The organism is Acidovorax sp. BL-A-41-H1 (assembly GCF_051942715.1).
Window position 1 is genome coordinate 757,028 of record NZ_JBPVJQ010000003.1, and the last position, 21,568, is coordinate 778,595.

The following is a 21,568-nucleotide window of genomic DNA, read 5'->3' on the forward strand; positions in this document are numbered from 1 at the left end:
TCAGGTGGGTACAGGGGTGGGGGATACGAAAGTGGCCAGGGGAACCCTGCTTCCGCTGGCGTGCGAGAAGTAAATCGCTGCCTGAATGCGAAGGACCTCTAGATAGCTTCGGGCGTCGTTTTCCAGTGGGGCATCGTGGTCGAGGTGTGCCAGGACATGCGCTTGCAGGGCAGTGCAGGCACCGCCGAAAGGCCCCTGGGTCCCCGCTGGATAGATGTGCTGCGCTTCGGGTCCGCCGTGAGGCTTCCACCAGAGCCGCGCGTTGCCGTCGAGGCGCATCACGCCACGCTCACCTTCCAGCCACATCTCTCCCATCGTGGTTCTGGGGTCGTCGGCTGGATGGTCATTCAAGCGGTTGCCATCGAACAGGCCTTGGCGATCGTCGGAAAACTCAAGAATCACCAGCCCTGCGTCTTCACCCAAAATGTGGGGATTGAGTCGCCGCAAACGTGCCGTGACAGCCAGTACCTCACCCATCAGATACCGGAACGTGTCCACATAGTGCGCCCCCGTCTCCCGTATGAGTAGCTGTGGCATCTTCTGGAAATAGGGCTGACGGTCCAGGTATGCATCCGGACCTTGGCCATCTCCCGTGCGCAGCCGGAAAGTGATGCCATGCAGGCGCCCGAAATGATCTGCGTTGATCAAGCGCTTGCATTCCCGGAACCAGGGGCTGAATCGGAAGTTTTCGTGGATGACCAGGCGCGTTCCCTGACGGTCAGCCTCGTCGGTCAGCAACTGAGCTTCTGCAAGGTCCACACCAAAGGGCTTCTGGCAGACCGTCAAGATGCGTTTCGCAAGGGAGGCCCGCACCACCTGGGCCTGTGCGTTGGGGGGAAGCACTACGTCCACTACATCGACCCGGGTTTCCTGGATCATGAGCGCGGCATCATTGAAAACCTGTCTGATCGAGAACCGCTCTGCCAAGGCCCTGGCCTTGTCTTGATCAATGTCGCAAAGCGCTACGACCGAGGCCCCTGCTGCCTGCCAACCTTGAACATGAAACTGCGCAAAGTATCCGGCGCCCACCACAGCGACTCGCGCAGTCATAGACGCTCCAGAACCGCGCGCGTGATGTCGGCGGTACCACTTGCCCCCCCAAACTCCCTGGGACGCACCGCCTGGCTCGCAAACGCCGACTGCACGGCTTGCTCAATCGCTTTGGCTCCCACAGCCAATTCGGCGTCGTCCTGTCTCACTGCCAGCCAATCCAGCATCATGGCCGCCGAGAGGATCATGGCGGTGGGGTTGGCAACGCCCTGCCCGGCGATGTCGGGCGCAGTGCCATGCGCAGGCTGGAAGAGGCCATGGTGGTCACCGATGTCTCCGGACGGAGCCATGCCCATTCCGCCAACCAGAGAAGCGATCAGGTCCGAAAGAATGTCCCCAAACATGTTCTCTGTGACCAAGACGTCGAACTGCCACGGCTTCAATACCAGGTTGAGCGCCATCGCATCGACATAAGCGCTTTCCGTTCTGATATCGGGGAACTGCTTCGCCCGATCTTCAAAGATCTGGCGCCAGAAGGCCATGGATGCAAACACATTGGCCTTGTCAACGTTCGTCACCTTGCCCGGCCTTCCCTTTTGTGCCCGCTCCCGCGCCAGGTTCAGCGCGAAGTCCACGATCCGGGTTGTGCCAAGCCGGCTGATTTTCTGGGTGTCGTACGCCACATCGGCCTCGACAATGCCGCGGCCCCTTGCGTAGAAAAGCCCCTCGGTGTTTTCGCGAATCAGAACCAGGTCGATCTCTGTAGCGCGCGGGTCCGACAATGGCACCGGAAGGCCGGGCCAGGTGCGGACGGGGCGTACACCGGCATACAGATCAAGGGCAAAGCGAATGTCCAGCTGCGGAATGATTTCGGTGCCGTCCTTGCCACGTACGTGCGGAAGGCCCATGGCCCCGAAGAGGATGGCGTCTGCCGCACGGCAGGCCGCGAGCGTCGATTCGGGCAGCGATTCGCCGGTGTCAAGGTAGTTCTGTGCGCCTGCAGGATAGTGCCGCGCCACGAATTGGCGATGTATGCGGTGACCGACCCGTTCCAGGACCTGTAGTGCGCTGTCCATGACCTCTGGTCCGATGCCGTCTCCGGCGAGCACTGCGATGGAGATTTTTTTCATGGAATCGGTTTTCACATTTGTGCAAGCTTGAACTGCTCAAAAATCTGGAGAAGCTCACGACTGGCGCGCTCCCGGTGATGGCGGTTGACTTGAGACGCACCAACGGCGTCACCGGCCCGTAACCGTTCCAGCAGAGCCATGTGCTCCTGGGTGGAGTTGACCGGTTTCGGACGCAGGCGCAGGCTGAACATTCGCGCGCGGTGCGCACGGTCCCAGTAGTTCCAGACGGTGGCGGCCAGTTGCCGGTTGCCGCATAGCTCAACGAGTGCGGCGTGAAACCGCTCGTCAGCCACTGCCCAGGCATCGAGGTCGTCTTTTGCCAATGCCAAATCCATGTCGGCCGTGGCCTGGATCAGAGGCTGCAGTTCGTCCTCGCTGGGTTTTCGGTGCGCCACGATTTCCGCAGCCATGCATTCCAGGGCTGTCAGGATTTCGTATATCTCGCGCATGTCAGCCGGCGACACGGCCAGAACGCGCATACCGTGACGCGGTACGACCTCAACCAGGCCGTCGTTCTGCAGGCGCACGAGTGCCTCCCTGATGGGCGTTCGGCTCATGCCCAAGACCAGCGCAATTTCCTGTTCCAGCGCGCGATGCCCTGGTGGCCACACGTTGTCGAGGATTCGGCGGCGGATTTGCTCGTAGGCGATGTCCACCAGGGAGGTTGAGGGGTTGGCGAGGCTCATGCGAAGTTCCAGTGAAAAGGGGCCACGCCTGCAACAGGCATGGAAAGGGTTTCGAGGCGGTTGCCCAAAAGGCACCCGAGTACGCCGGTCCGGCGCTCCGGTCCCGCAAAGGCAATGCTGGAGATGTTGCGAAGACGCTGGCTTTGAATCGCGTCGAGGTGGGGACGTCCCATGGACTGACTCTGAAAAGCTTGCTCCACCCAGGCCAGGTGCCCGTGCTCGTTGTCTTCCAGATAGATCTGCTGGCTACCGTCCTGCGCCACCCGTATCAGGCGATTGCTCACAATGCTCACGATCCAGGCAGAGCCTTCTTCATCGAATGCCAGTCCGTCCGGGAAGGTGCCCGCGCCAAACTCCGTCACGGTCTCGCAGGTACCAAGTGATCCGTCCGCCAGCAGGGGAAATCGAGAAAGCCTTCGACCAAAGGTCTCGTTGACATAAAGCCAGCGACCACTGGGGTGAACCGCCACTTCATTCGTATAGCCCAGGCCATCGGCCACGATGCGGGCATGACCGTTGGCACTCACGCAGACCACGAACCCGTTGGCTACGTCACTGCGATAGGCTGCGGCACGCGGCGTGAGCCGCGTGCTGACGGTGATCCATGTACGTCCCGCGGCGTCTTGCACCACGTAGTTGGTAGGCGGCAAATCCATGCCGTCCACCTCGCGCAGCCAGGGCGTGATTTGCCCTTCTCGCGTCAAACGGTAAACGCCTCCATCGCTTTCACCCAGTTGAGCCATCAGGAAGCTGCCATCGGCCATGAGGGCGATGCCATTGGGACGCGCCGTAAGCCCGTCCGGCATGGTTCCCGTGAACAAGGTTTCTGTACCGTCGGGCAGAACTTGTGCCACGCCTCCCCGCCAGTCGGCGGTGTAAAGGGCGCCTGATCGGGTGGCGAGTACACATTCCGGGCGAATCAGGTTCGAGCCAAGGCTGGACAGCTGCGTTTCCCAATTGACCGGGATGGATGGTTTCTGCGAATTCATTAATGCATACGTTAACGGATGCTTTGGGGTGGATCATCAGGACATACCCTTGTTGCTCTCAAACGTTGCAAGCGCTGCAAACCCCGTACGGAAGGCCAATCCCGGCGCGTTCCTGCGTGCCCGACCTATGCACCCCTGCAACGAAACGTCCGCCACCCTTGCGTTACCTTCGTAGTGTGTTGCCGATGACCCGGGCGCCTTTTCAACGTGGCAGATGAAACGGCAGGGGGTTTGTGCATAGAAGAGTGACCTTCCATGCCCACTTCAGGTTTGATGCGCCCACGCGGGGCACCGAGTGCGGGTTTGGCCCGAAGACATGCTGGAGCAATGTCGGAGCCGCCTTCTCCGACGTGTCGATTTGCTCATGCGAGATCGTCCGCTGCATGTCTGCCCTACGGCGTGGGCGACGCGGCGACCGGGGCGAGTAAGCGGACTCAATCTCGAGGTGACGCTAGGCTTGCACGACTTCGTTTCGTCGACGGCGGCTTGCTGTCAAGCACGTGGCCGCGGGAGCGGTACTCCCTGAAGAGGAGCGGCTGTATTGCAGATAATCCGGCGGTACGCCATGAAACTGGCGTACCGGCTGTCAGCCGGGCGCATTGACCCTCACGGAGTCCCCCGATGTTTCGTTTCTTCCTGACCTTCGTCGCCCTACAGCTGGGCCTGTTCGGCATCAACATGCTGGGCGTGGTGCAGCAGCATGTGGTGCTGCCATGGACGGCGCTGCTGGCGCGGATGTGCGTGTGGCTGGTCACCATGTTTGATGAAACGGCGGCAGCCGCGGGCAAGGTGCTGTGGAACACGGTGACGGGCTTCGGAGTCTCGATCGAGCCGGGCTGCAACGGCATCGAGGCGTGCATCGTGCTGTTTGCCGCAGTGATGGCGTTCCCCTCGACCTGGCGGCACAAGCTGGTGGGGCTGGTGGCCGGCTTCGTGGCGGTACAGGCACTGAACGTGGTGCGCGTGATCAGCCTGTTCTATCTGGGCCAGTGGAACACGGCGGTGTTCAACTTTGCGCACGAATACCTGTGGCAGGCGTTGATCATGCTGGACGTGCTGGTGGTCTGGCTGCTGTGGGTACGCGCCGGCAACCGCTCGGGGGCCATTGCGCCTGCCGCGCCCATTGCCGCCACGCCATCGGCCTGAGCCCGCCCCATGCGCCGCCCCTCGCCCCTCGTCACCTTCGTGCTGTCTGCCTTCGGGTGGATCATCGTGCTGACCGCGCTGTGGTCGCAGGTCTCGGCCTGGACGTCCTACCCGATCGGGGTTCTGTCGCACATCGCGCTGGAGCAGGGCGCACCGATCTGGGTGCGCAAGGTGCAGCTGACACCGGGCAACATGGAAGTGGAAACCTCGGTGGCAGTGCCCATCGCGCAGGCGGGCGGGCGGATGGGTGAGATCACCATCGACGCCAGCCCTGGCCGTTACGCCTACGGGCTGCCCATCCTGCTGGCACTGCTGCTGGCCGCACGGGGCAAGGGCCGCTGGCAAAAGGCCCTAGCCGGGTACGCGCTGCTGCTGCCGGCGCAGGCCTTCAGCGTCACGTTCTACGTGCTGATGCAGGTGGTGCTGGCCGCGCAGACGAACATCCGCTGGCTGCGCGTGTCGCAGTGGCAGATGGAAGCGATCGTGTACGGCTACCAGGTGGGGGCGCTGGTGCTGCCCACGCTGGTGCCGATCATGCTGTGGCTGTGGCTGGACCGGCGGTTTGTCGAAGACGTGCTGGTGCGCGGCTGGCGTGATGCCATGGCACCCGCGGCGTCCGGCCCTGGCCCGTCGAGCTGACCGCGGGCAGCGTCGCTACGCCACCAGGGGCTCTTCCTGCATGGCCTCGTTCTGCTCGATCAGCATGTCGACCTGGCCGCGCCAGTAGTCGCTGCTGCCAAACCAGGGGAAGTTCACCGGAAAGATCGGGTCCTGCCAGCGGCGGGCCAGCCAGGCGCTGTAGTGGATGAGGCGCAGCGTGCGCAGCGGCTCGATCAACGCCAGCTCGCGGCGGTCGAAACTGCGGAACTGTTCGTAACCGTCGATAAGCGCTCCCAGCTGGTGAGTGCGCTGGCGCCGGTCGCCCGAGAGTAGCATCCACAGGTCTTGCACGGCCGGGCCCATGCGGGCGTCGTCCAGGTCCACAAAGTGCGGACCGCCGCGGCCCCATTCGTCCAGCGGAGTCCACAGGATGTTGCCGGGGTGGCAGTCGCCGTGCAGACGGATGAAAGTGGCGTCTTTCAAGCCAAATTGGCCGCTGGTCCCGGTATTGTTTGCACTAGTTGCTATCAATTCAATAGCTTTTTCGCACTGCTCCTGCCAGGCCGACTGCATGTCCAGCGGGATGATGTGGTGGCCCAGCAGCCAGTCGCGCGACTCGATGCCAAAGCCCTGCAGGTCCAGCGCCGGGCGGTGGGCAAAGGGCTGGGCTGCGCCCACGGTGTGGATGCGGGCCAGGAAGCGGCCTATCCATTCCAGCACTTCAAAGTCATCGAGCTCGGGTTGCCGGCCGCCGCGCCAGGGGCTGACCGAAAACGCAAAGCCGTCGTGCTGGTGCAGGGTGTGGCCGCCCAGTACCGTGGGGCCCACGGCGGGCACTTCAGCCGCCATCAGCTCGGCGGCAAAGGCGTGTTCTTCCAAAATCTGCGCCTGGCTCCAGCGGCCGGGGCGGTAGAACTTGGCCACCACGCGCTCGCCGTCATCCAGAGTGACCTGGTAGACGCGGTTCTCGTACGACGACAGGGCCATCAGCCTGCCGTCGCCGTACAGGCCCACACTGGCCAGCGCGTCCAGCACGTGGTCGGGCGTGAGGCGGGCATAGGGGTGCAGGTCAGCATCCCCCGCGGAACGCGCCGGCGCGGTGGGGATGGGGGGCTGGCTGTCTAGGGAAGGCTGGTGGGGCATGCCCCATTGTCGCCGCCGCCCCGGTGCGCCCGTCAGGCCGGGGCAAAGCGGGCCATGTGGCCCAGCCGGGGGTCGCCGCCACCGACCAGCAGGTCGGCATACAGGGCCTGTACGGCGGCAGGCCCGCTGTGCTGGCGCACCTGCAGCCACGGTGAGGCCGGGTTTTGCACGGCGGTGCCGAAAGCCTGCCAAGCCAATACCAGCCGCTGGCCGAGCCCGGCGGCGCCCCAGTCGGCATTGCGCTTTTTGACCTGCGCGGGCGCAAAGAACATCACCGGGCGCGGCCCGGGCAGCTGGCCTGCACCGCCCAGGTCGCCCACGTGGCTGGCGCCCACGGCACAGCTGTAGGCCAGGCCGCTGAAATGCTGGTGCACGCGGCCGCGCAGGCCGGTGCTGCCGGCAAAGTCGATGTACACCGAGGGCGTGACGGCATCCAGCGTGGCGAGGTCTTCGTACGCCACCACGCGGTGGTAACAGCCCAGGCTTTCGCAAAAACCCACATTGGTGGCAGAGGTTAGGCCCACCACTTCAAGGCCTTCGCGCTGCGCAAGCTGAAAGGCCGTGCCGTAAGCCGTCTTGCTCGATGCGCTGGACAGCAGCATGCGCCGCGCGCCAAAAAAGCCGTTGTCGTCCAGAAAGTCGTCAATCAGCCACGAGGTGATGAACAGCGGCCGCAGCAGGGCCTGCAGGTCTTCGGTGTCGGCCTGGTAGAAGGCGTCGGCGCTGCTGCGCAGGTACTGGTTGTAGACGGCATGCAACCCGGCACGATGCGGCGCTCCATCGCTGAAGCCCTGGGCGCTGAGCCGCTGTGGCGTGAGCACGGCCTGCGTGCCCATGGGCCAGTAGCCGTACAGGCGCTCGCCCACCGCCACACCGGGGTGCAGCGACTGCACCACCGTGCCAAAACCCCATACGGGCACGATGCCCCAGCCGGCATCGCCCGTAGGGAAGAACTGCCAGTAGTTCAGCATGTCGCCCATCGCGGCATAGGTGATGTTGTTGGCCGTGAGTGCAAAGCGGTCCACCCGCACGCGCACTTGGCCGTCTGCCAGGGCGGTGTCTTCGGTGGTGTGCAGACGGGTGGTGGCCAGCTGGTCCTGGCGAACGTGGAGGGTGGTGGTGCTCATCCCCTTACGCTAAACGAAAGCCCGGCGGCGCTCAATCTGCCGGCGGCGCGTGGGCGACAGGGGCTGGGTGCTGGCCAAGCGCAAGCGCTGCGTGTTACGCGTCGAGCATAGCGACGACCCGTGCGGCTGTCCGGCTCCCACCCCGCAACCGCACCGGCGCAGGTCTGCCCCGCAGCGAAGCGAAGGGGTCGCAGACTGAGGGTCGCCTTTTCTTTGGTGACTTTCTTTTGGCGAGCCAAAAGAAAGTTACTCGCACGCCGGGCGACTCCCGGCTCCCGCCCTGAACACAAGCATGGAGTAGTAACCGACAAGCCAGGCTTCGACAGGCACAGCCCTAACGGGCAGGGTGCGGTGGGGTGGTGCGACGCAGGCCGGCTTGCCCGCGGTTTCAGTCGGTCAGCGCCTGCCCCAGCTGCGCAAACGGCAACGCCTGCTTGACCAGGATCACCGTGCAATGCGCATCCCGCGCCACACGCATCGGCACGGTGGCGATGAAGCGCTGCGTCTGCAGCCCGTGCGTGGCAGCGCCCAGGATCATCATGCTGACGTGGTTGCTGGCTGCGTAGCGCACCAGTGCGTGGGCCACATCGCCGGCCTCCAGCACGTGGTAGCTCACCGGATGGCCTGCCAGGTCCAGCCCCTGCGCCCACTGACGCAGGCGCGCCATGTGCTGGCGGTGCAGCGTGGTTTCGCTGCGCTCGCTGTCGGTCAGGCTGCTGGCCGATGGTGAGATCACCGTCACGCACGCCAGCCGCGCGCCGGGCCGGATGCCCAGAGACCGCCCCACCGCCTGCCGCAGCGAGTACAGCGTGGCGTCGCTCACGTCGGCATGGGGCACGGCCACCATGAGGATGGGGGTGTCCTCGATCTGCTGCGCGGGCAGGGGGCTGGGCGTGTACTGCATGCCCGCCGCGCGAAACCACCGCCTGAGGTGCGTGCGCAGCGGCGTGCCCTGGGTGCGGGTGCTGCGCTCGGTCAGCAGTACGTCGCCGGGGTGGGCCAGGTCGAAGGCCAGGTGCGCGGCCGAGGGGTAGCGCTGGGATGCCTCGGGCTCCAGGCAGCGCAGGATGATTTCCTGCAGCCACGCCGGGATGTCAGCGCGGTGCTTGCGCGGAGGCGCGGGCGTCATCCACAGGCGCTGGCGCATGCCGCCGCTGGTGGTGGGCGCTCCAAAGGGCAGCTCGCCCGTGGCCAGCTCGTACAGCATGACGCCGATGGCAAAGATGTCGCTGCGCGGGTCGCCCCGCACACCCACCACCTGCTCGGGTGCGATCCATGCCGGGGAACCGACTGCAACGCGCATCTCCTCGGCCAGCAGGTCGGGGTAGTGCGCGTGACACGACAGGCCGAAGTCCAGCAGCACGGCGCTCCCGTCATCATCCTTGATGAGCACGTTGGCAGGCTTCAGGTCCAGATGGCACACGTTCTGCTGGTGCAGGCTGTGCGCGGCGTGGGCCACGGCCGTGCCCAGGCGGGCAATGGTGTCGGCGTCGGGGCGCTCGGGCTGGTCCAGCCAGTGCTGCAGCGTTTTGCCGCGCACATATTCCATCACTAGATAGGGCAGGCGGCTGAGGTCGCCTGCGGCCACAAAGCGCGGCACATGGAGGCCGGTGAGCACGGGCAGTATCTGCAGTTCAACCTCGAAGCTCACAATGGTCTCGGCCCCGTCGCCCACCGTCATGCGCGGGATCTTCATCGCCATCGGAAAGCCGCTGCTGCGGCCTTCCTGCGCGTAGTCCACTGCGTAGATGTGCGCCATGCCACCGGCATGGATGCATTCGCGTACCCGAAAGCCGTCGATCTCGGTGCCGGGTTCAAGCTTCTTCATCGTGCAGGGCGCAGGGCAGTTGCAAAGGGAGGTTGCATGTTGCGAGGCCCGCCGGATGGACGCAAGGCGCCCTCAGTGGCCGGATTCCAGCCGGTCGGCATAAAAAGCGGGCAGGCCGGCGGCGCGGATAGACGCCGCTGCAGCCACATGGTCGTATGGCACGCGGTGAAACGTGACCTGCCGCGCGGTGTCGTCAAACACGGCATACATGGCGCGCGCATCGCCGTCGCGCGGCTGGCCCACCGAGCCCACGATGGCCAGCCACTGCCGATGCGGAGGCACGGGCACAGCCACGCCGGGCTCGGGCGCAAAGCGCATGAGCTTGGCGGTTGGTGTCATGAAATACAGCGCCTGCCCGTGCACGTGGCCGCTGAAAACGTAGCGGATGGCCGGATCGAGCGCCTGCGCGGCGGTCATGCTGCGTTCGGCAGCGCCGGAGTCTTCCACGTAGCGCCACTGGGCGGGCGCGTCGGCGCTGGCGTGTACCAGCAGCGCGGCGTCACCCATGCGCAAGGTGAGTGGCAGCGACTGCAAAAAGTCCACATGCCGGGGCTCCAGCTGGTCATGCGTCCACTGCGCGCCCAGCGCGCCACGGCTGGAGGCCGCCGGGGGCGGCGCAAGGGCCATGGCGTCGTGGTTGCCCAGCACCACCCACGCGCCCTGCGCAGCCAGCGCCATGAGGTCGTCAAGCACAGCGGCGGGCTCGCCACCGTAGCCCACCAGGTCGCCCAGCAGTGCAAACTGATCGGCCCCTTGGCCGCGCGCGTGCTCCAGGCAGGCCGCCAGTGCGGGCCGGTTGGCGTGGATGTCGGACAGCAGGGCGATCTTCATGGCGGGCCTTCTGCCCACCATCATCCTCCCGGTGGCTGAACGCAGGCTTGCAGCCGGGGCGGGGCACCAAAGGCCCTGTCAGGGTGTTTCTAAAGAAAAAACAGCTGCTAGCGCTTCATTTATAAGCACTAGCAGCTATTATTTTGAGAGCGTTTGGCTGCCTGTCAGCACGCTGGCAGGCAGCCCCGCCAGCACTTACACCAGCGTGATCGTCACGTCGATGTTGCCGCGCGTGGCGTTGGAGTAAGGGCAGACCTGGTGGGCTGCGTCCACCAGCTTCTGGGCGGTGGCCTTGTCCATGCCGGGCAGGCTGATGGCCAGGCGGGCGGCGATGCCGTAGGCGTTCGGGATGGGGCCCAGGTCCACTTCGGCATCGATGGACACGTCTTGCGGCACGGGGATGCCGATCTTGCCGCCCACAGCCTTCATCGCGCCGATGAAGCAGGCTGCGTAACCCGATGCAAACAACTGCTCGGGGTTGGTGCCGGTGCCGGCAGTGCCGGGCGAGGACAGCTTGACGTCCAGGCGGCCGTCATCGGTCTTGGCGGCGCCATCGCGGCCACCGGTGACGTGGGCCTTGGCGGTGTACAGGACTTTTTCGAGTGTGGTCATGGTGTCTTCCTTGGAGGTTGGTGCCCACGGGTGGGCGGGGAGGGAATCGGTATCAGGGGTGGGGCGTGGGCGGTGCCATCAACGCTGGTGGAGCTTGCCGCGAAGGTCCTTGAGCTGGCCGGTGAGCGCCGCCAGTTCGGACAGCGAGCACTGGCTGCTCTGCAGCACGCATTGCGGAATGATCTCGGCCTGGCTGCGCAGCGCACGGCCTTCGGTCGTCAGGGTGATGCGCACACGGCGTTCGTCCTGCACATCGCGCAGCCGGGCAATATGGCCCTGGGCCTCCAGCCGCTTGAGCAGTGGTGTGAGCGTGCCGGAGTCGAGGAACAGGCGCTCACCCAGCTCCGACACCATGAGTCCGTCCTGCTCCCATAGCACCAGCATCACGAGGTACTGCGGGTAGGTAAGACCGATGTTGTCGAGCAGGGGCTTGTACAACTTGGTCATGGCCAGCGAGGCCGAATACAGCGCAAAGCACACCTGGTTGTCCAGCCGCAAGAGGGCTGGGCTGGGAGTGTGGGGTGTGGCAGTGCTGGACATGGGCACAATTGTGCGGCGCTATTAAATTGCGTGCAATTGAATTGTGTAAACACTTGTAGCGTGAACGGGTAATGGGACGGGGCGCGCGCGCTTGCACTGCAGGTGATACTCGCGCGCCACGAAAGGAGGCGCGCCCCTCGCCCGCTGATCTCTTCAGCCCGCTGACCTCTACCGCCCGCTGAACCGCGCCGGCCGCCGCTCCAGAAAAGCGCGCACGCCCTCGGCCGCGTCCTCGCTGTTGGCCAGTGTCTTCTGCACCGGGATGAATTCGGCCACCGCAGCCGCCTGGCCTTGCTGAATGGCCTTGAGCACATTCAGGCGCGTGGCCACCACGGCCAGCGGGGCCTGGGCTTCGATGCGCTGGGCAATCTGCAGCGCTGCATCGAGCTCCTGCCCTGCGGGCACCACCTTCTGCACAAAGTTCAGGCGGTAGGCCTCGGCGCTGCCAAACTCGTCGGCGGTCAGCAAATGCAGCAGGGCGTTGCCGGTGCCCGCCCGCTCGGCCATGCGCAGCGTGGCGCCGCCCGTGGCCATGATGCCGCGCTGCACTTCCATCTGCGAAAAGCGGCAGTTGTCGGCCGCCACCACGATGTCGGCGCCCAGCATCAGCTCGATGCCCACGGTAAAGCAGATGCCCTTGACCGCCACCACCATCGGCTTTGAGCGGCGCCGGTAGCCCGGCAGGCCATAGTCGTGCGGCTCTACCAAGCCTTCGGGAATGGCTTTTTCGCCGCGCTGCATGTAGGCGCTCACAGCGGGCAGGTCCAGCCCCGCCGTGAAGTGGTCGCCAAACGCATGCAGCACACCCACGCGCAGCGCGGGGTCGTCATCCAGCCGGGTGTAGGCCTCGGCCAGCTGCCGGAACATGGGCGGCGTCCACCCGTTGCGCTTGGCCGGGCGGTTGATGCCGATCAGCAGCACATGGCCGATGACCTGCGTGTCGATGCAGCCTTCGGGCGGGGGTGTGGTGGGGGTGAGGGTGGGCATGGTGTGTCTCCTTGCCCAACATTGAAAACGCTTCACGCACAGCGTGCCGTCTCAATCGAGACAGCGCGACTAACCAACGTGCGCGGCCTCAAAATCTGGCGCGGCCCATGCCAGTGCACCCGCGCAAGGGCCGCCCCGCCGCGCTGGGTGCGTCCCCCCTCAGGGGGGATGGCGCGAAGCGACTCAGGGGGGCTTCAATACCTATACACGCCCTGGCCCGTCTTGCGCCCCAGGCGGCCCGCAGCCACCATTTCCTTGAGCAGCGGGCAGGGGCGGTACTTGCTGTCGCCAAACTCCGTGAGGTACACGTCCATCACGGCCAGGCACACATCCAGGCCGATCATGTCGGCCAGCGCCAGCGGGCCAATGGGCTGGTTGCAGCCCAGCTTCATGCCCGCATCGATATCTTCCGGCGTGGCCAGGCCCTCGGCCAGCACGAAGAAAGCCTCGTTGATCATGGGCACCAGGATGCGGTTGACCACAAAGCCGGGGGCGTTCTTCACGGTAATGGGGCTCTTGCCCAGGGCTTCGGCCAGGGCCTTCACGGCGTCGTGCGTGGCGTCAGAGGTCTGCAGGCCACGAATGATCTCCACCAGCGCCATCATGGGCACGGGGTTGAAGAAGTGCATGCCGATGAACTTGTCGGCGCGGCTGGTGGCTGCGGCCAGCTTGGTGATGGAGATCGACGAGGTGTTCGAGGCAATGATCACTTCCGGCGGCACGATGGCGTCGATCTGCTTGACGATCTTGACCTTGAGGTCGTAGTTCTCGGTCGCGGCCTCGATCACCAGCTGCGCGGCCTTGAGGTCGTCGTAGCTGGTCGAGGTTTGGATGCGCGCCAGTGCGGCGTCCTTGTCGGCAGCGCTGATCTTTTCCTTCTTGATCAGGCGGTCCAGGCTGCCTGCGACGGTGGCCAAGCCTTTTTGCACTGCAGCATCGGAGATGTCCACCATCACCACATTGATGCCCGACACCGCGCACGCCTGCGCAATGCCGTTGCCCATGGTCCCCGCGCCGATGATGCCAACCGTTTGAATCGTCATATAGAGAGCTCTCTTCAAAGTGAAACAGACGGGCAGGATGGTAAAGCGAATCGAACGCCCGTTCGGTTATGGTCCCCCGACACCACCACTACAACCAATACAACAGGGGACAAACCCAGCATGTTCGACTACATCGTGATCGGCGGCGGCTCGGCCGGCTCCGTGCTCGCAGGGCGCCTGACGGAAGACCCGGCCGTGCGTGTGTGCCTGCTGGAGGCCGGCCCGGCTGACAGCAGCGTGTTCATCCATTGCCCTGCGGGCCTGGCCGTCATGGCCAAGTTCGAGCTCAATGGCTGGGGCATCGACACCACGCCGCAGCCTGCCCTGAACAACCGCCGGGGCTACCAGCCGCGCGGCAAGGTGCTGGGGGGCTCCAGCTCCATCAACGCCATGGTGTACGTGCGCGGCCAGCACGCCGACTACGACCACTGGGCCGCCCAGGGCAACCCGGGCTGGGGCTGGGAGGACGTCAAGCCCTACTTCCTGCGTGCCGAGAACAACGAGCGCGGCGCCAATACCTGGCACGGCCAGGGCGGGCCGTTCAACGTGGCCGACCTGCGCTCGCCCAACCGCTTCAGTCACCTGTTTGCGCAGGCGGGCGTGCAGGCCGGCCACCCCCACAACGACGACTTCAACGGTGCCACGCAGGAGGGCGTGGGCCTGTACCAGGTCACCCACAAGAACGGCGAGCGCCACAGCGCGGCCAAGGGCTACCTCACGCCGCACCTGGGCCGGGCCAACCTGCAGGTGGTCACCGGCGCGCGCGCCACACGCATCCTGTTCGAAGGCCGCCGCGCTGTGGGCGTGGAGTACCGCCAGGGCGGCAGCGTGCAGCAGGTGAAGGCGCGGCGCGAGGTGCTGCTCAGCGCGGGCGCGCTGCTGTCGCCGCAGCTGCTGATGCTGTCTGGCATCGGGCCCGGCAAGCATCTGCAGGAGATGGGCATACCGGTGATGCACAACCTGCCCGGCGTGGGCGCCCACCTGCACGATCACCCCGACGTGGTGCAGGTGCTGGACGCGCCTAACTTGCAGGACCTGTTTGGCCTGTCGCTGGCGGGCATGGTGAGCGCGCTGCGCGGCATGGCCGAGTGGCGCAGGCAGCGCACCGGCCTGCTGACCACCAACTTTGCCGAGGCCGGCGGTTTCATCAAGAGCACCCCCGGCGAGGCTGCACCTGACCTGCAACTGCACTTCGTGATCGGCAAGCTGGTGGATCATGGCCGCAAAACGGTGTTCGGCCACGGCTACTCGGGCCATGTGTGCCTGCTGCAGCCAAAGAGCCGCGGCAGCGTCACGCTGGCCAGCAGCGACCCCATGGCGCTGCCCCTGGTGGACCCGAACTTCCTGGCCGACCCCGACGACATGCGGCGCATGGTGCAGGGCTTCCGGCGGCTGCGCGAAATCCTGGCGCAGCCCGCGTTGGCGACGTACGGTGCGAAGGAGCTTTCAGCCACCGGGAGCGCCCAGACCGACGCCGAGATCGAGGCCGTCATCCGCCAGTACGCCGACACCATCTACCACCCGGTGGGCAGCTGTCGCATGGGCCCCGGGCCGCTGGATGTGGTGGATGCCGACCTGCGCGTGCATGGCCTGGATGGCCTGCGCGTGGTGGACGCGTCCATCATGCCGCGCATCGTGAGCGGCAACACCAACGCGCCTACCGTGATGATTGCCGAGAAGGCTGTGGATCTGCTGCGCGCGGCAGCCTGAATTCGGCCCCGGGCGCATGCCTGACAGCTGATTTCAAGCCATTTCGGCCTGTAGCGCTTGTTCCAATTGCCTGTATTGCTATATAAATAATAGCAATCGGGCGGATGGCCTTCAGCCGCGGAACCGCCGCCGCGTCAGCGCCAGCGCTACCCAGAAAGCCACCACCGTGGTCACCACCAGCACCGCGGCGTGGCGCAGCGGCGTGTCGGGCCAGCGGTCCATGAACAGCGGGCGCACCAGCTCCACGGCATTGGTCAACGGCAGCCAGTCGGAGATGGCACGCACGATGGGCGGCAGCTGCTCGCGTGGAAAGAACACGCCCGAGAGGAACATCATCGGCGTGAGCACCAGCGTGAAGTAGTACGTGAAGAAGTCGTAGCCCTTGGCCAGCGCGTTGAAAATCAGCGCAATGCTGGAGAACATGATCCCCACGAACAGCAGCACCGGCCACGCCACCAGCAGCTTGGGGCTGTGGCTGATGCCCAGTGCCAGCATCACGCCCAGGATGGCCGTCACGGTGAACAGCGCCTTGAATGCCGCCCACAGCATTTCGGCCAGCACCACGTCATCGAGCCGCACGGGCGCGTTCATGATGCCGTCCCACGTTTTCTGCACATGCATGCGCGAGAACGCCGAGTACAGCGCCTCAAAGCTCGCCGCGTTCATGGCGCTCATGCAGATGGAGCCGCTGGCCAGGAACAGGATGTAGGGCACCGGCGTGCCCTGCACCGTGATTTGCCCCACCAGCGCGCCCATGCCGTAACCAAACGCCACCAGCCACATCAGCGGCTCGGCAATGTTGCCCACCAGGCTGGGGATGGCCAGCTTGCGCCACACCAGCAGGTTGCGCATGAACACCGGCCAGAAGCGCAGGGACAGGCTGGGCGGGCGCCACACCGAAACGGGCGCGGGCGGCAGGGAGTCGGAAGTAGCTTGCATCTCCCTATTGTGCGGGGTCCGGGGCGAACGGGCTGCCCGCACGCGCGGGCACGGGCACGGCCATTGCTTGCAGCAGCGGGATGTCCGCCAACAACGTCCTGAAACTCCCCGCCGGCCAGGGTGCGCTGTGGCAGCACCGGCTGGGTCTCATGCTCGAATCCACGGGCGAGGGCGTCTTTGGCGTCGATCTTGCGGGCGACTGCGTCTTCATCAACCGCGCCGGGGCGCAGATGATCGGCTTTGCGGCCGACGAGGTGATGGGCCGCAACATGCACGCCCTGACCCACCATTCGCATGCCGACGGCACCGCGTATGCCGACAGCGACTGCCCCATCTTCAACGCCTTTCGCAACGGCCTGCCCTGCCGGGTGGACGCGGAGGTGTTCTGGCGCAGGGACGGCACGTCCTTCCCGGTCGAGTATTCCAGTTACCCGATTCTCGAAGGCGACACCGTCCACGGCGCGGTGATCACCTTTGTGGACATCACCAGCCGCAAGCTGGCGGCCGATGAACTGCAGCGCGCACACGACCAACTGGCCCGCGCCAATGATGAGCTGGAGCAGCGCGTGGCGTTGCGCACCGAGGAACTCTCCAGCGCACTGGGGCAGCTGCGCGAGCTGTCCGCCTACTCAGAGCAGGTGCGCGAGGAAGAGCGCACCCGCATCGCCCGCGAGGTGCACGACGAGCTCGGCAGCCTGCTCGTGGCGCTGAAGATGGATGTGAACTGGCTGCACAAGCGCCTGGGCGAGCAAGAGGGCCGCAGCGCCGAGGCAGCGGGCGACATGCGCACGCAGATGCGCTGCAAGTGCCAGAACATGAGCCGCCTGATCGAGACAGCCGTCGACAACGTGGGCCGCATCATTACCGACCTGCGCCCGAGCATCCTGGACCACCAGGGCCTGTGGGCGGCGCTGGAGTGGCAGGCCCAGGAGTTCGTGCAGTCGGCCGAGCTGCGGCTGGCCTGGCGCATGGACATCCCCGCCGGGCTGCAACTGCCCGAGCCAGCGGCCATCGCGGTGTTCCGCATCTTCCAGGAAATGCTGAGCAACGTGGGCCGCCACGCGCAGGCCAGCGCCATCGACATTGCGATCGAGGTGCAGGAGGAGGTGCTGGAACTGCGCGTGCAGGACAACGGCGTGGGCGCCACCCGGCAGGCGCTGGAGGCGCCCACTGCCTATGGCGTGATGGGCATGCGCGAACGGGCGCGGCAGCTGGGCGGCAAGCTCGCCATCGTCAGCGAGCCTGGCCAGGGCTCGTGCCTGCGGCTGGCCATACCGCTGGAGCTGGCATGAACACCCCCATCCGCGTGCTGCTGGGCGACGACCACCGCATCGTCCGCGAAGGCCTCAAACAGGTGCTGGCCGACCCCGCCAACGGGCTGCCCGAGATCGTGGTGGCCGGCGAGGCCACGCAGGGGCAGGAGGTGTTGGCGCAAGTCGCCCAGCTGGGTGGCACGCAGGGGCTCGACCTGGTGCTGCTGGACATCGCCATGCCCGACATGGACGGCCTGGAAGCGCTGCAGGCGCTGCGCAAGGCCTGGCCCGCGCTGCCGGTGCTGATGCTCAGCACCTACCCCGAGCGCCAGTACGCCGTGCGCTGCATACAGATGGGCGCCGCCGGTTACCTGCACAAAAGCGCCGACCCCGACGACATGGTGGCTGCCGTGCGCAAGGTGGCTGCCGGCGGGCGCTACCTGACCGAGGCCACAGCCCAGGCGCTGGCCGGGGCCGTGGAGCGCACCGGCGTGGTGCGTGCGGCCCAGCCAGGGCTGCCCGTAGGCGTGGACGCGCTCTCTTACCGGGAGCACCAGGTGTTCCGCCTGCTCACGGCAGGGCACAGCGTGAGCGAAATTGGTGCGCAGCTCAAGCTGGCGCCCAACACGGTGAGCACCTACCGCGCCCGCATCCTCGAAAAAACCGGTGCGCGCAACGATGTGGAACTGGCCCTGCTGGCCCGCGGGCTGCCCGAAAGTTGAGTTTTTGCGGCGCCCATCGGTCCGGCTGTAGTGCTGGCCCTACACGGTGTAGACGCCAGCCCCGCGAAATGCATCGGACACCCGGAACGGACCACAAGCTGGCCCGCGCTTTGCGTAAAGACAGGCACCAACTCTTCGAGGTGTGCCATGTCCGAATTCTTCTCGCCCTTTGATGCCGACCGCCCTTTGATGCTCAAGTGCAGCTGTGGCCGTGACCACACTGCCGCAGACCACCACGCCGAGGTGGTGGCCGATGCCGCTGCCGCCAAGCTGCGCGAACGCAGCCTCACCAGCGAATTCGAGGCCTATAGCAACGAGTTCATCGAGGCCACGCTGGTCAAGGCGCTGTTCCCGCAAGACGAAGTGCGCCGCCGCTTCCTGCGCGCCGTGGGCAAGGGTACGGCCATGGCCGCCATCGGCAGTGTGCTGCCCGTGGCCAGCCTGCAGGCCATGGCCCAGGAAAAGCAGGGCGCGCTGGAAAAGAAGGACCTCAAGATCGGCTTCATCCCGATCACCTGCGCCACGCCGCTGATCATGGCGCACCCGCTTGGTTTCTATCAAAAACAGGGCCTGAACGTCGAGGTCACCAAGACGGCCGGCTGGGCACTGATCCGCGACAAGATGATGAACAAGGAGTACGACGCCACGCACTTCCTGAGCCCCATGCCGCTGGCCATCTCGATGGGCGTGGGCTCCAACGCCATGCCCATGAAGGTGGCCACCATCCAGAACACCAACGGGCAGGCCATCACGCTGGCCAACAAGCACAAGGACAAGCGCGACCCCAAGCAGTGGAAGGGCTTCAAGTTTGCAGTGCCGTTCGAGTTCAGCATGCACAACTTCCTGCTGCGCTACTACGTGGCAGAGCATGGCCTGAACCCCGACACCGACATCCAGATCCGCGTGGTGCCGCCGCCAGAAATGGTGGCCAACCTGCGTGCCGGCAACATCGACGGCTACCTGGGCCCTGATCCGTTCAACCAGCGCGCGGTGTACGAGGAAATCGGCTTCCTGCACATCCTGACCAAGGAGCTGTGGGACGGCCACCCCTGCTGCGCCTTCGGCACCAGCGCCGAGTTCATCCAGCAAAACCCCAACACCTTTGCCGCGCTGTACCGCGCCGTGCTCACGTCGGCCGCCATGGCGCGCAAGCCCGAAAACCGCGAGCTGATCGCCAAGGTGATTGCACCTGCGCAGTACCTCAACCAGCCCGAGACCGTGCTCAACCAGGTGCTGACCGGCCGTTTCGCCGACGGCCTGGGCAAGATCCAGACTGTGCCGGACCGCGCCGACTTCGACCCCATGCCCTGGCAGAGCATGGCGGTGTGGATGCTCACGCAGATGCAGCGCTGGGGCTATGTCAAGGGCGAGGTCAATTACAAGCAGATCGCCGAGCAGGTGTTCTTGATCACCGACGCCAAGAAGCACATGAAAGCGCTGGACCAGAAGGTGCCTGAGGGCGCGTACCCCAAGTTCAAGATCATGGGGCGCGAGTTTGATGCGGCGAAGGCCGCGGAATACTCGAAGAGCTTCCCCATCCGCAAGGCAGCTTGAGATGAACGCAGCCAAAAACCTCAACCTGCGCGCGGGCCTGCTGTCCGTGCTCATCTTCCTGACGCTGCTGGGCATCTGGTACATCGCCACGGCGCCGTCGGGCGCTGCAGGCGGCAGCACGGCCGGCATGACGGCCGAGCAGATCGAGTACGCCAAGATGATGGGCAAGGACCCCGGCGCGCCCAAGAGCGGCGGGTTCCCCACACTGGGGGCCATGGGCACCACGGTGTGGAGCCATCTGTCCAACCCGTTCTACGACAACGGGCCCAACGACAAGGGCATTGCCATCCAGCTGGCGCATTCGCTGGGCCGCGTGGCACTGGGCTTTGGCCTGGCCTGTCTGGTGGCCATACCGCTGGGGTTTGTCATCGGCATGTCGCCGCTGCTGCGCCGCGCCTTCGATCCGTTCATCCAGGTGCTCAAGCCCATCAGCCCACTGGCGTGGATGCCGCTGGCGCTCTACACCATCAAGGATTCGTCCATCTCGGGCATCTTTGTGATCTTCATCTGCTCGGTGTGGCCGATGCTGGTGAACACGGCCTTTGGCGTGGCCTCGGTCAAGCGCGAATGGCTCAACGTGTCGGCCACGCTGGAGGTGAACCCGCTGCGCAAGGCCTTTCTGGTGATCCTGCCCGCGGCGGCGCCCACCATCCTGACGGGCATGCGCATCAGCATGGGCATTGCCTGGCTGGTGATCGTGGCAGCCGAGATGCTGGTGGGTGGTACGGGCATTGGCTACTTCGTGTGGAACGAGTGGAACAACCTCTCGCTCACCAACGTGATCTTCGCCATCGTGGTCATCGGCCTGGTGGGCATGCTGCTGGACCTGGCCTTTGGCCAGCTGCAGAAGGTGGTGACCTATGTGGAGTGACGTGACCCAGCGCGCTACTGCGCCCGCCCCCGATGCCCGTGACCCCCAGCAACGAAAGGCCGCCAACGTGACCGGATTCCTGCAGATTGAAAAACTGGGCAAGGCCTACGTGCCCGCCAAGCCGGTGTTTGCCGACGTGTCCTTCACGCTCGACAAGGGCGAATTCGTCTGCATCATCGGCCACTCGGGCTGCGGCAAGACCACCATTCTGAACGTGCTGGCGGGGCTGGATACCGCGACGTCCGGCAACGTCATCATGGACGGCCGCGAGGTCTCGGGCCCCAGCCTGGACCGCGGCGTGGTGTTCCAGAGCCACGCGCTCATGCCCTGGCTGACGGTGCGCCAGAACATCGCGTTTGCCGTCAAGTCGCGCTGGCCCGAGTGGAAGGCGGCGCAGGTCACCGCGCACGTCGAGAAGTTTGTGGCGCTGGTCGGCCTGAGCCCCGCCATCGACAAGAAGCCCTCGCAGCTCTCGGGTGGCATGAAGCAGCGCGTGGGCATTGCACGGGCGTTCTCCATCCAGCCCAAGATGCTGCTGCTGGACGAGCCCTTTGGCGCACTGGATGCGCTCACGCGCGGCACCATCCAGGACGAGTTGATGACCATCGTGCGGCAGACGCAGCAGACGGTTTTCATGATCACGCACGACGTCGACGAAGCCATCCTGCTGGCCGACCGCATTTTGCTCATGAGCAACGGCAACGAGACGCCCGAGGGCTACCGCCCCGGCGGCATCGCCGAGGTGGTGGTCAACCCGCTGCCGCGTGAACGCACGCGCGCCAGCCTGCACCATCTGGACGGGTACTACCCGCTGCGCAACCACATCGTCGACTTCCTCGTGACGCGGGCCAAAGCCCACTGATTCCA

General features: G+C 65.5%; 21 protein-coding genes. 8 read left to right on the forward strand and 13 right to left on the reverse strand.

From position 1 onward, the window contains the following. Genes ACTPOI_RS04435 through ACTPOI_RS04450 form a run of 4 tightly spaced genes read right to left on the reverse strand, consistent with a single transcriptional unit; the run spans position 1 to position 3,795 of the window. Entirely contained in the window at positions 1–1,050 is a 1,050-nt protein-coding gene (locus ACTPOI_RS04435; RefSeq protein WP_440106793.1) for a Gfo/Idh/MocA family protein, read from the reverse strand. After that, positions 1,047–2,120 (reverse strand): isocitrate/isopropylmalate dehydrogenase family protein, encoded by a 1,074-nt coding sequence (locus ACTPOI_RS04440; protein WP_440106795.1) that lies wholly within the window; start codon positions 2,118–2,120, stop codon positions 1,047–1,049. Before ACTPOI_RS04440 ends, ACTPOI_RS04435 begins: the two co-directional genes overlap by 4 nt. 11 nt (positions 2,121–2,131) lie before the next feature. Next, complete coding sequence (locus tag ACTPOI_RS04445) at positions 2,132–2,806, reverse strand: GntR family transcriptional regulator (RefSeq protein ID WP_440106797.1); 675 nt, start codon at positions 2,804–2,806, stop codon at positions 2,132–2,134. Next, entirely contained in the window at positions 2,803–3,795 is a 993-nt protein-coding gene (locus tag ACTPOI_RS04450; RefSeq protein ID WP_440106799.1) for an SMP-30/gluconolactonase/LRE family protein, read from the reverse strand. The genes ACTPOI_RS04445 and ACTPOI_RS04450 overlap by 4 nt, the downstream gene beginning before the upstream one ends. A 621-nt stretch (positions 3,796–4,416) precedes the next feature. Here ACTPOI_RS04450 and xrtH point away from each other — a divergent pair. Together xrtH and ACTPOI_RS04460 are read left to right on the forward strand one after the other, a co-directional pair. Beyond that, entirely contained in the window at positions 4,417–4,941 is a 525-nt protein-coding gene (xrtH, locus tag ACTPOI_RS04455) for an exosortase H (protein ID WP_440106801.1), read from the forward strand. Positions 4,942–4,950: 9 nt separating this feature from the next. Beyond that, entirely contained in the window at positions 4,951–5,580 is a 630-nt protein-coding gene (locus tag ACTPOI_RS04460) for an exosortase H-associated membrane protein (RefSeq protein WP_440106804.1), read from the forward strand. A gap of 15 nt (positions 5,581–5,595) precedes the next feature. Here ACTPOI_RS04460 and ACTPOI_RS04465 read toward each other — a convergent pair whose 3' ends face one another. From ACTPOI_RS04465 to ACTPOI_RS04500, 8 genes are all read right to left on the reverse strand, one after another. Continuing rightward, positions 5,596–6,684, reverse strand: a complete 1,089-nt coding sequence (locus ACTPOI_RS04465; protein WP_440106806.1) for a serine/threonine protein kinase — start codon at positions 6,682–6,684, stop codon at positions 5,596–5,598. A gap of 32 nt (positions 6,685–6,716) precedes the next feature. Beyond that, entirely contained in the window at positions 6,717–7,811 is a 1,095-nt protein-coding gene (locus ACTPOI_RS04470; protein WP_440106808.1) for a DUF2855 family protein, read from the reverse strand. Between the two features lie 388 nt (positions 7,812–8,199). Further along, complete coding sequence (locus ACTPOI_RS04475) at positions 8,200–9,639, reverse strand: serine/threonine protein kinase (RefSeq protein WP_440106810.1); 1,440 nt, start codon at positions 9,637–9,639, stop codon at positions 8,200–8,202. Positions 9,640–9,711: 72 nt separating this feature from the next. Then, on the reverse strand, positions 9,712–10,470 hold the full coding sequence (locus tag ACTPOI_RS04480) for a metallophosphoesterase family protein (protein WP_440106812.1): 759 nt from the start codon (positions 10,468–10,470) through the stop codon (positions 9,712–9,714). Between the two features lie 195 nt (positions 10,471–10,665). Then, entirely contained in the window at positions 10,666–11,082 is a 417-nt protein-coding gene (locus ACTPOI_RS04485) for an organic hydroperoxide resistance protein (protein ID WP_440106814.1), read from the reverse strand. A gap of 78 nt (positions 11,083–11,160) precedes the next feature. Beyond that, a complete protein-coding gene (locus tag ACTPOI_RS04490) occupies positions 11,161–11,622 on the reverse strand; it encodes a MarR family winged helix-turn-helix transcriptional regulator (protein WP_440106816.1) in 462 nt (153 codons plus the stop codon). 168 nt (positions 11,623–11,790) lie between these two features. After that, positions 11,791–12,609, reverse strand: coding sequence for a crotonase/enoyl-CoA hydratase family protein (locus ACTPOI_RS04495; RefSeq protein WP_440106819.1), 819 nt, complete (start codon positions 12,607–12,609; stop codon positions 11,791–11,793). A gap of 194 nt (positions 12,610–12,803) precedes the next feature. Further along, positions 12,804–13,652 carry a 3-hydroxybutyryl-CoA dehydrogenase gene (locus tag ACTPOI_RS04500; RefSeq protein WP_440106821.1) on the reverse strand — a complete coding sequence of 283 codons (849 nt, stop codon included), beginning with the start codon at positions 13,650–13,652 and terminating at the stop codon, positions 12,804–12,806. A gap of 120 nt (positions 13,653–13,772) precedes the next feature. On the opposite strand from ACTPOI_RS04500, the gene ACTPOI_RS04505 reads away from it, so the two are divergent. Further along, positions 13,773–15,362 (forward strand): GMC family oxidoreductase, encoded by a 1,590-nt coding sequence (locus ACTPOI_RS04505; protein WP_440106823.1) that lies wholly within the window; start codon positions 13,773–13,775, stop codon positions 15,360–15,362. A 111-nt stretch (positions 15,363–15,473) separates the two neighbouring features. Here ACTPOI_RS04505 and ACTPOI_RS04510 read toward each other — a convergent pair whose 3' ends face one another. Next, positions 15,474–16,301: an ABC transporter permease gene (locus tag ACTPOI_RS04510; RefSeq protein ID WP_440106825.1), complete on the reverse strand. Its 828-nt coding sequence runs from the start codon at positions 16,299–16,301 to the stop codon at positions 15,474–15,476. An 80-nt stretch (positions 16,302–16,381) separates the two neighbouring features. On the opposite strand from ACTPOI_RS04510, the gene ACTPOI_RS04515 reads away from it, so the two are divergent. The 5 genes from ACTPOI_RS04515 to ACTPOI_RS04535 all read left to right on the forward strand — a co-directional run bounded on the left by ACTPOI_RS04515 (position 16,382) and on the right by ACTPOI_RS04535 (position 21,563). Next, entirely contained in the window at positions 16,382–17,593 is a 1,212-nt protein-coding gene (locus ACTPOI_RS04515; RefSeq protein ID WP_440106827.1) for a PAS domain S-box protein, read from the forward strand. After that, positions 17,590–18,276 carry a response regulator gene (locus tag ACTPOI_RS04520; protein ID WP_440106829.1) on the forward strand — a complete coding sequence of 229 codons (687 nt, stop codon included), beginning with the start codon at positions 17,590–17,592 and terminating at the stop codon, positions 18,274–18,276. The genes ACTPOI_RS04515 and ACTPOI_RS04520 overlap by 4 nt, the downstream gene beginning before the upstream one ends. Positions 18,277–18,423: 147 nt before the next feature. Further along, positions 18,424–19,830 carry a CmpA/NrtA family ABC transporter substrate-binding protein gene (locus tag ACTPOI_RS04525; RefSeq protein WP_440106831.1) on the forward strand — a complete coding sequence of 469 codons (1,407 nt, stop codon included), beginning with the start codon at positions 18,424–18,426 and terminating at the stop codon, positions 19,828–19,830. A 1-nt stretch (position 19,831) separates the two neighbouring features. Beyond that, positions 19,832–20,701 (forward strand): nitrate ABC transporter permease, encoded by an 870-nt coding sequence (ntrB, locus tag ACTPOI_RS04530; RefSeq protein WP_291519491.1) that lies wholly within the window; start codon positions 19,832–19,834, stop codon positions 20,699–20,701. Further along, positions 20,691–21,563, forward strand: a complete 873-nt coding sequence (locus ACTPOI_RS04535; protein WP_300462631.1) for an ABC transporter ATP-binding protein — start codon at positions 20,691–20,693, stop codon at positions 21,561–21,563. The genes ntrB and ACTPOI_RS04535 overlap by 11 nt, the downstream gene beginning before the upstream one ends. The last annotated feature ends 5 nt before the right edge of the window (positions 21,564–21,568 follow it).

Excerpts from the sequence above, each read along its gene's own strand:
- ACTPOI_RS04490 (WP_440106816.1), bottom strand. The coding sequence starts at position 11,622 with ATGTCCAGCACTGCCACACCCCACACTCCCAGCCCAGCCCTCTTGCGG.
- ACTPOI_RS04505 (WP_440106823.1), top strand. The coding sequence starts at position 13,773 with ATGTTCGACTACATCGTGATCGGCGGCGGCTCGGCCGGCTCCGTGCTC.
- ACTPOI_RS04435 (WP_440106793.1), bottom strand. The coding sequence starts at position 1,050 with ATGACTGCGCGAGTCGCTGTGGTGGGCGCCGGATACTTTGCGCAGTTT.
- ACTPOI_RS04450 (WP_440106799.1), bottom strand. The coding sequence starts at position 3,795 with ATGAATTCGCAGAAACCATCCATCCCGGTCAATTGGGAAACGCAGCTG.
- ACTPOI_RS04485 (WP_440106814.1), bottom strand. The coding sequence starts at position 11,082 with ATGACCACACTCGAAAAAGTCCTGTACACCGCCAAGGCCCACGTCACC.
- ACTPOI_RS04495 (WP_440106819.1), bottom strand. The coding sequence starts at position 12,609 with ATGCCCACCCTCACCCCCACCACACCCCCGCCCGAAGGCTGCATCGAC.
- ACTPOI_RS04520 (WP_440106829.1), top strand. The coding sequence starts at position 17,590 with ATGAACACCCCCATCCGCGTGCTGCTGGGCGACGACCACCGCATCGTC.
- ACTPOI_RS04535 (WP_300462631.1), top strand. The coding sequence starts at position 20,691 with ATGTGGAGTGACGTGACCCAGCGCGCTACTGCGCCCGCCCCCGATGCC.
- ACTPOI_RS04525 (WP_440106831.1), top strand. The coding sequence starts at position 18,424 with ATGTCCGAATTCTTCTCGCCCTTTGATGCCGACCGCCCTTTGATGCTC.
- ACTPOI_RS04475 (WP_440106810.1), bottom strand. The coding sequence starts at position 9,639 with ATGAAGAAGCTTGAACCCGGCACCGAGATCGACGGCTTTCGGGTACGC.
- ACTPOI_RS04500 (WP_440106821.1), bottom strand. The coding sequence starts at position 13,652 with ATGACGATTCAAACGGTTGGCATCATCGGCGCGGGGACCATGGGCAAC.
- ACTPOI_RS04470 (WP_440106808.1), bottom strand. The coding sequence starts at position 7,811 with ATGAGCACCACCACCCTCCACGTTCGCCAGGACCAGCTGGCCACCACC.
- ACTPOI_RS04460 (WP_440106804.1), top strand. The coding sequence starts at position 4,951 with ATGCGCCGCCCCTCGCCCCTCGTCACCTTCGTGCTGTCTGCCTTCGGG.
- xrtH (WP_440106801.1), top strand. The coding sequence starts at position 4,417 with ATGTTTCGTTTCTTCCTGACCTTCGTCGCCCTACAGCTGGGCCTGTTC.
- ACTPOI_RS04465 (WP_440106806.1), bottom strand. The coding sequence starts at position 6,684 with ATGCCCCACCAGCCTTCCCTAGACAGCCAGCCCCCCATCCCCACCGCG.
- ACTPOI_RS04480 (WP_440106812.1), bottom strand. The coding sequence starts at position 10,470 with ATGAAGATCGCCCTGCTGTCCGACATCCACGCCAACCGGCCCGCACTG.
- ACTPOI_RS04440 (WP_440106795.1), bottom strand. The coding sequence starts at position 2,120 with ATGAAAAAAATCTCCATCGCAGTGCTCGCCGGAGACGGCATCGGACCA.
- ACTPOI_RS04510 (WP_440106825.1), bottom strand. The coding sequence starts at position 16,301 with ATGCAAGCTACTTCCGACTCCCTGCCGCCCGCGCCCGTTTCGGTGTGG.
- ntrB (WP_291519491.1), top strand. The coding sequence starts at position 19,832 with ATGAACGCAGCCAAAAACCTCAACCTGCGCGCGGGCCTGCTGTCCGTG.
- ACTPOI_RS04445 (WP_440106797.1), bottom strand. The coding sequence starts at position 2,806 with ATGAGCCTCGCCAACCCCTCAACCTCCCTGGTGGACATCGCCTACGAG.
- ACTPOI_RS04515 (WP_440106827.1), top strand. The coding sequence starts at position 16,382 with ATGTCCGCCAACAACGTCCTGAAACTCCCCGCCGGCCAGGGTGCGCTG.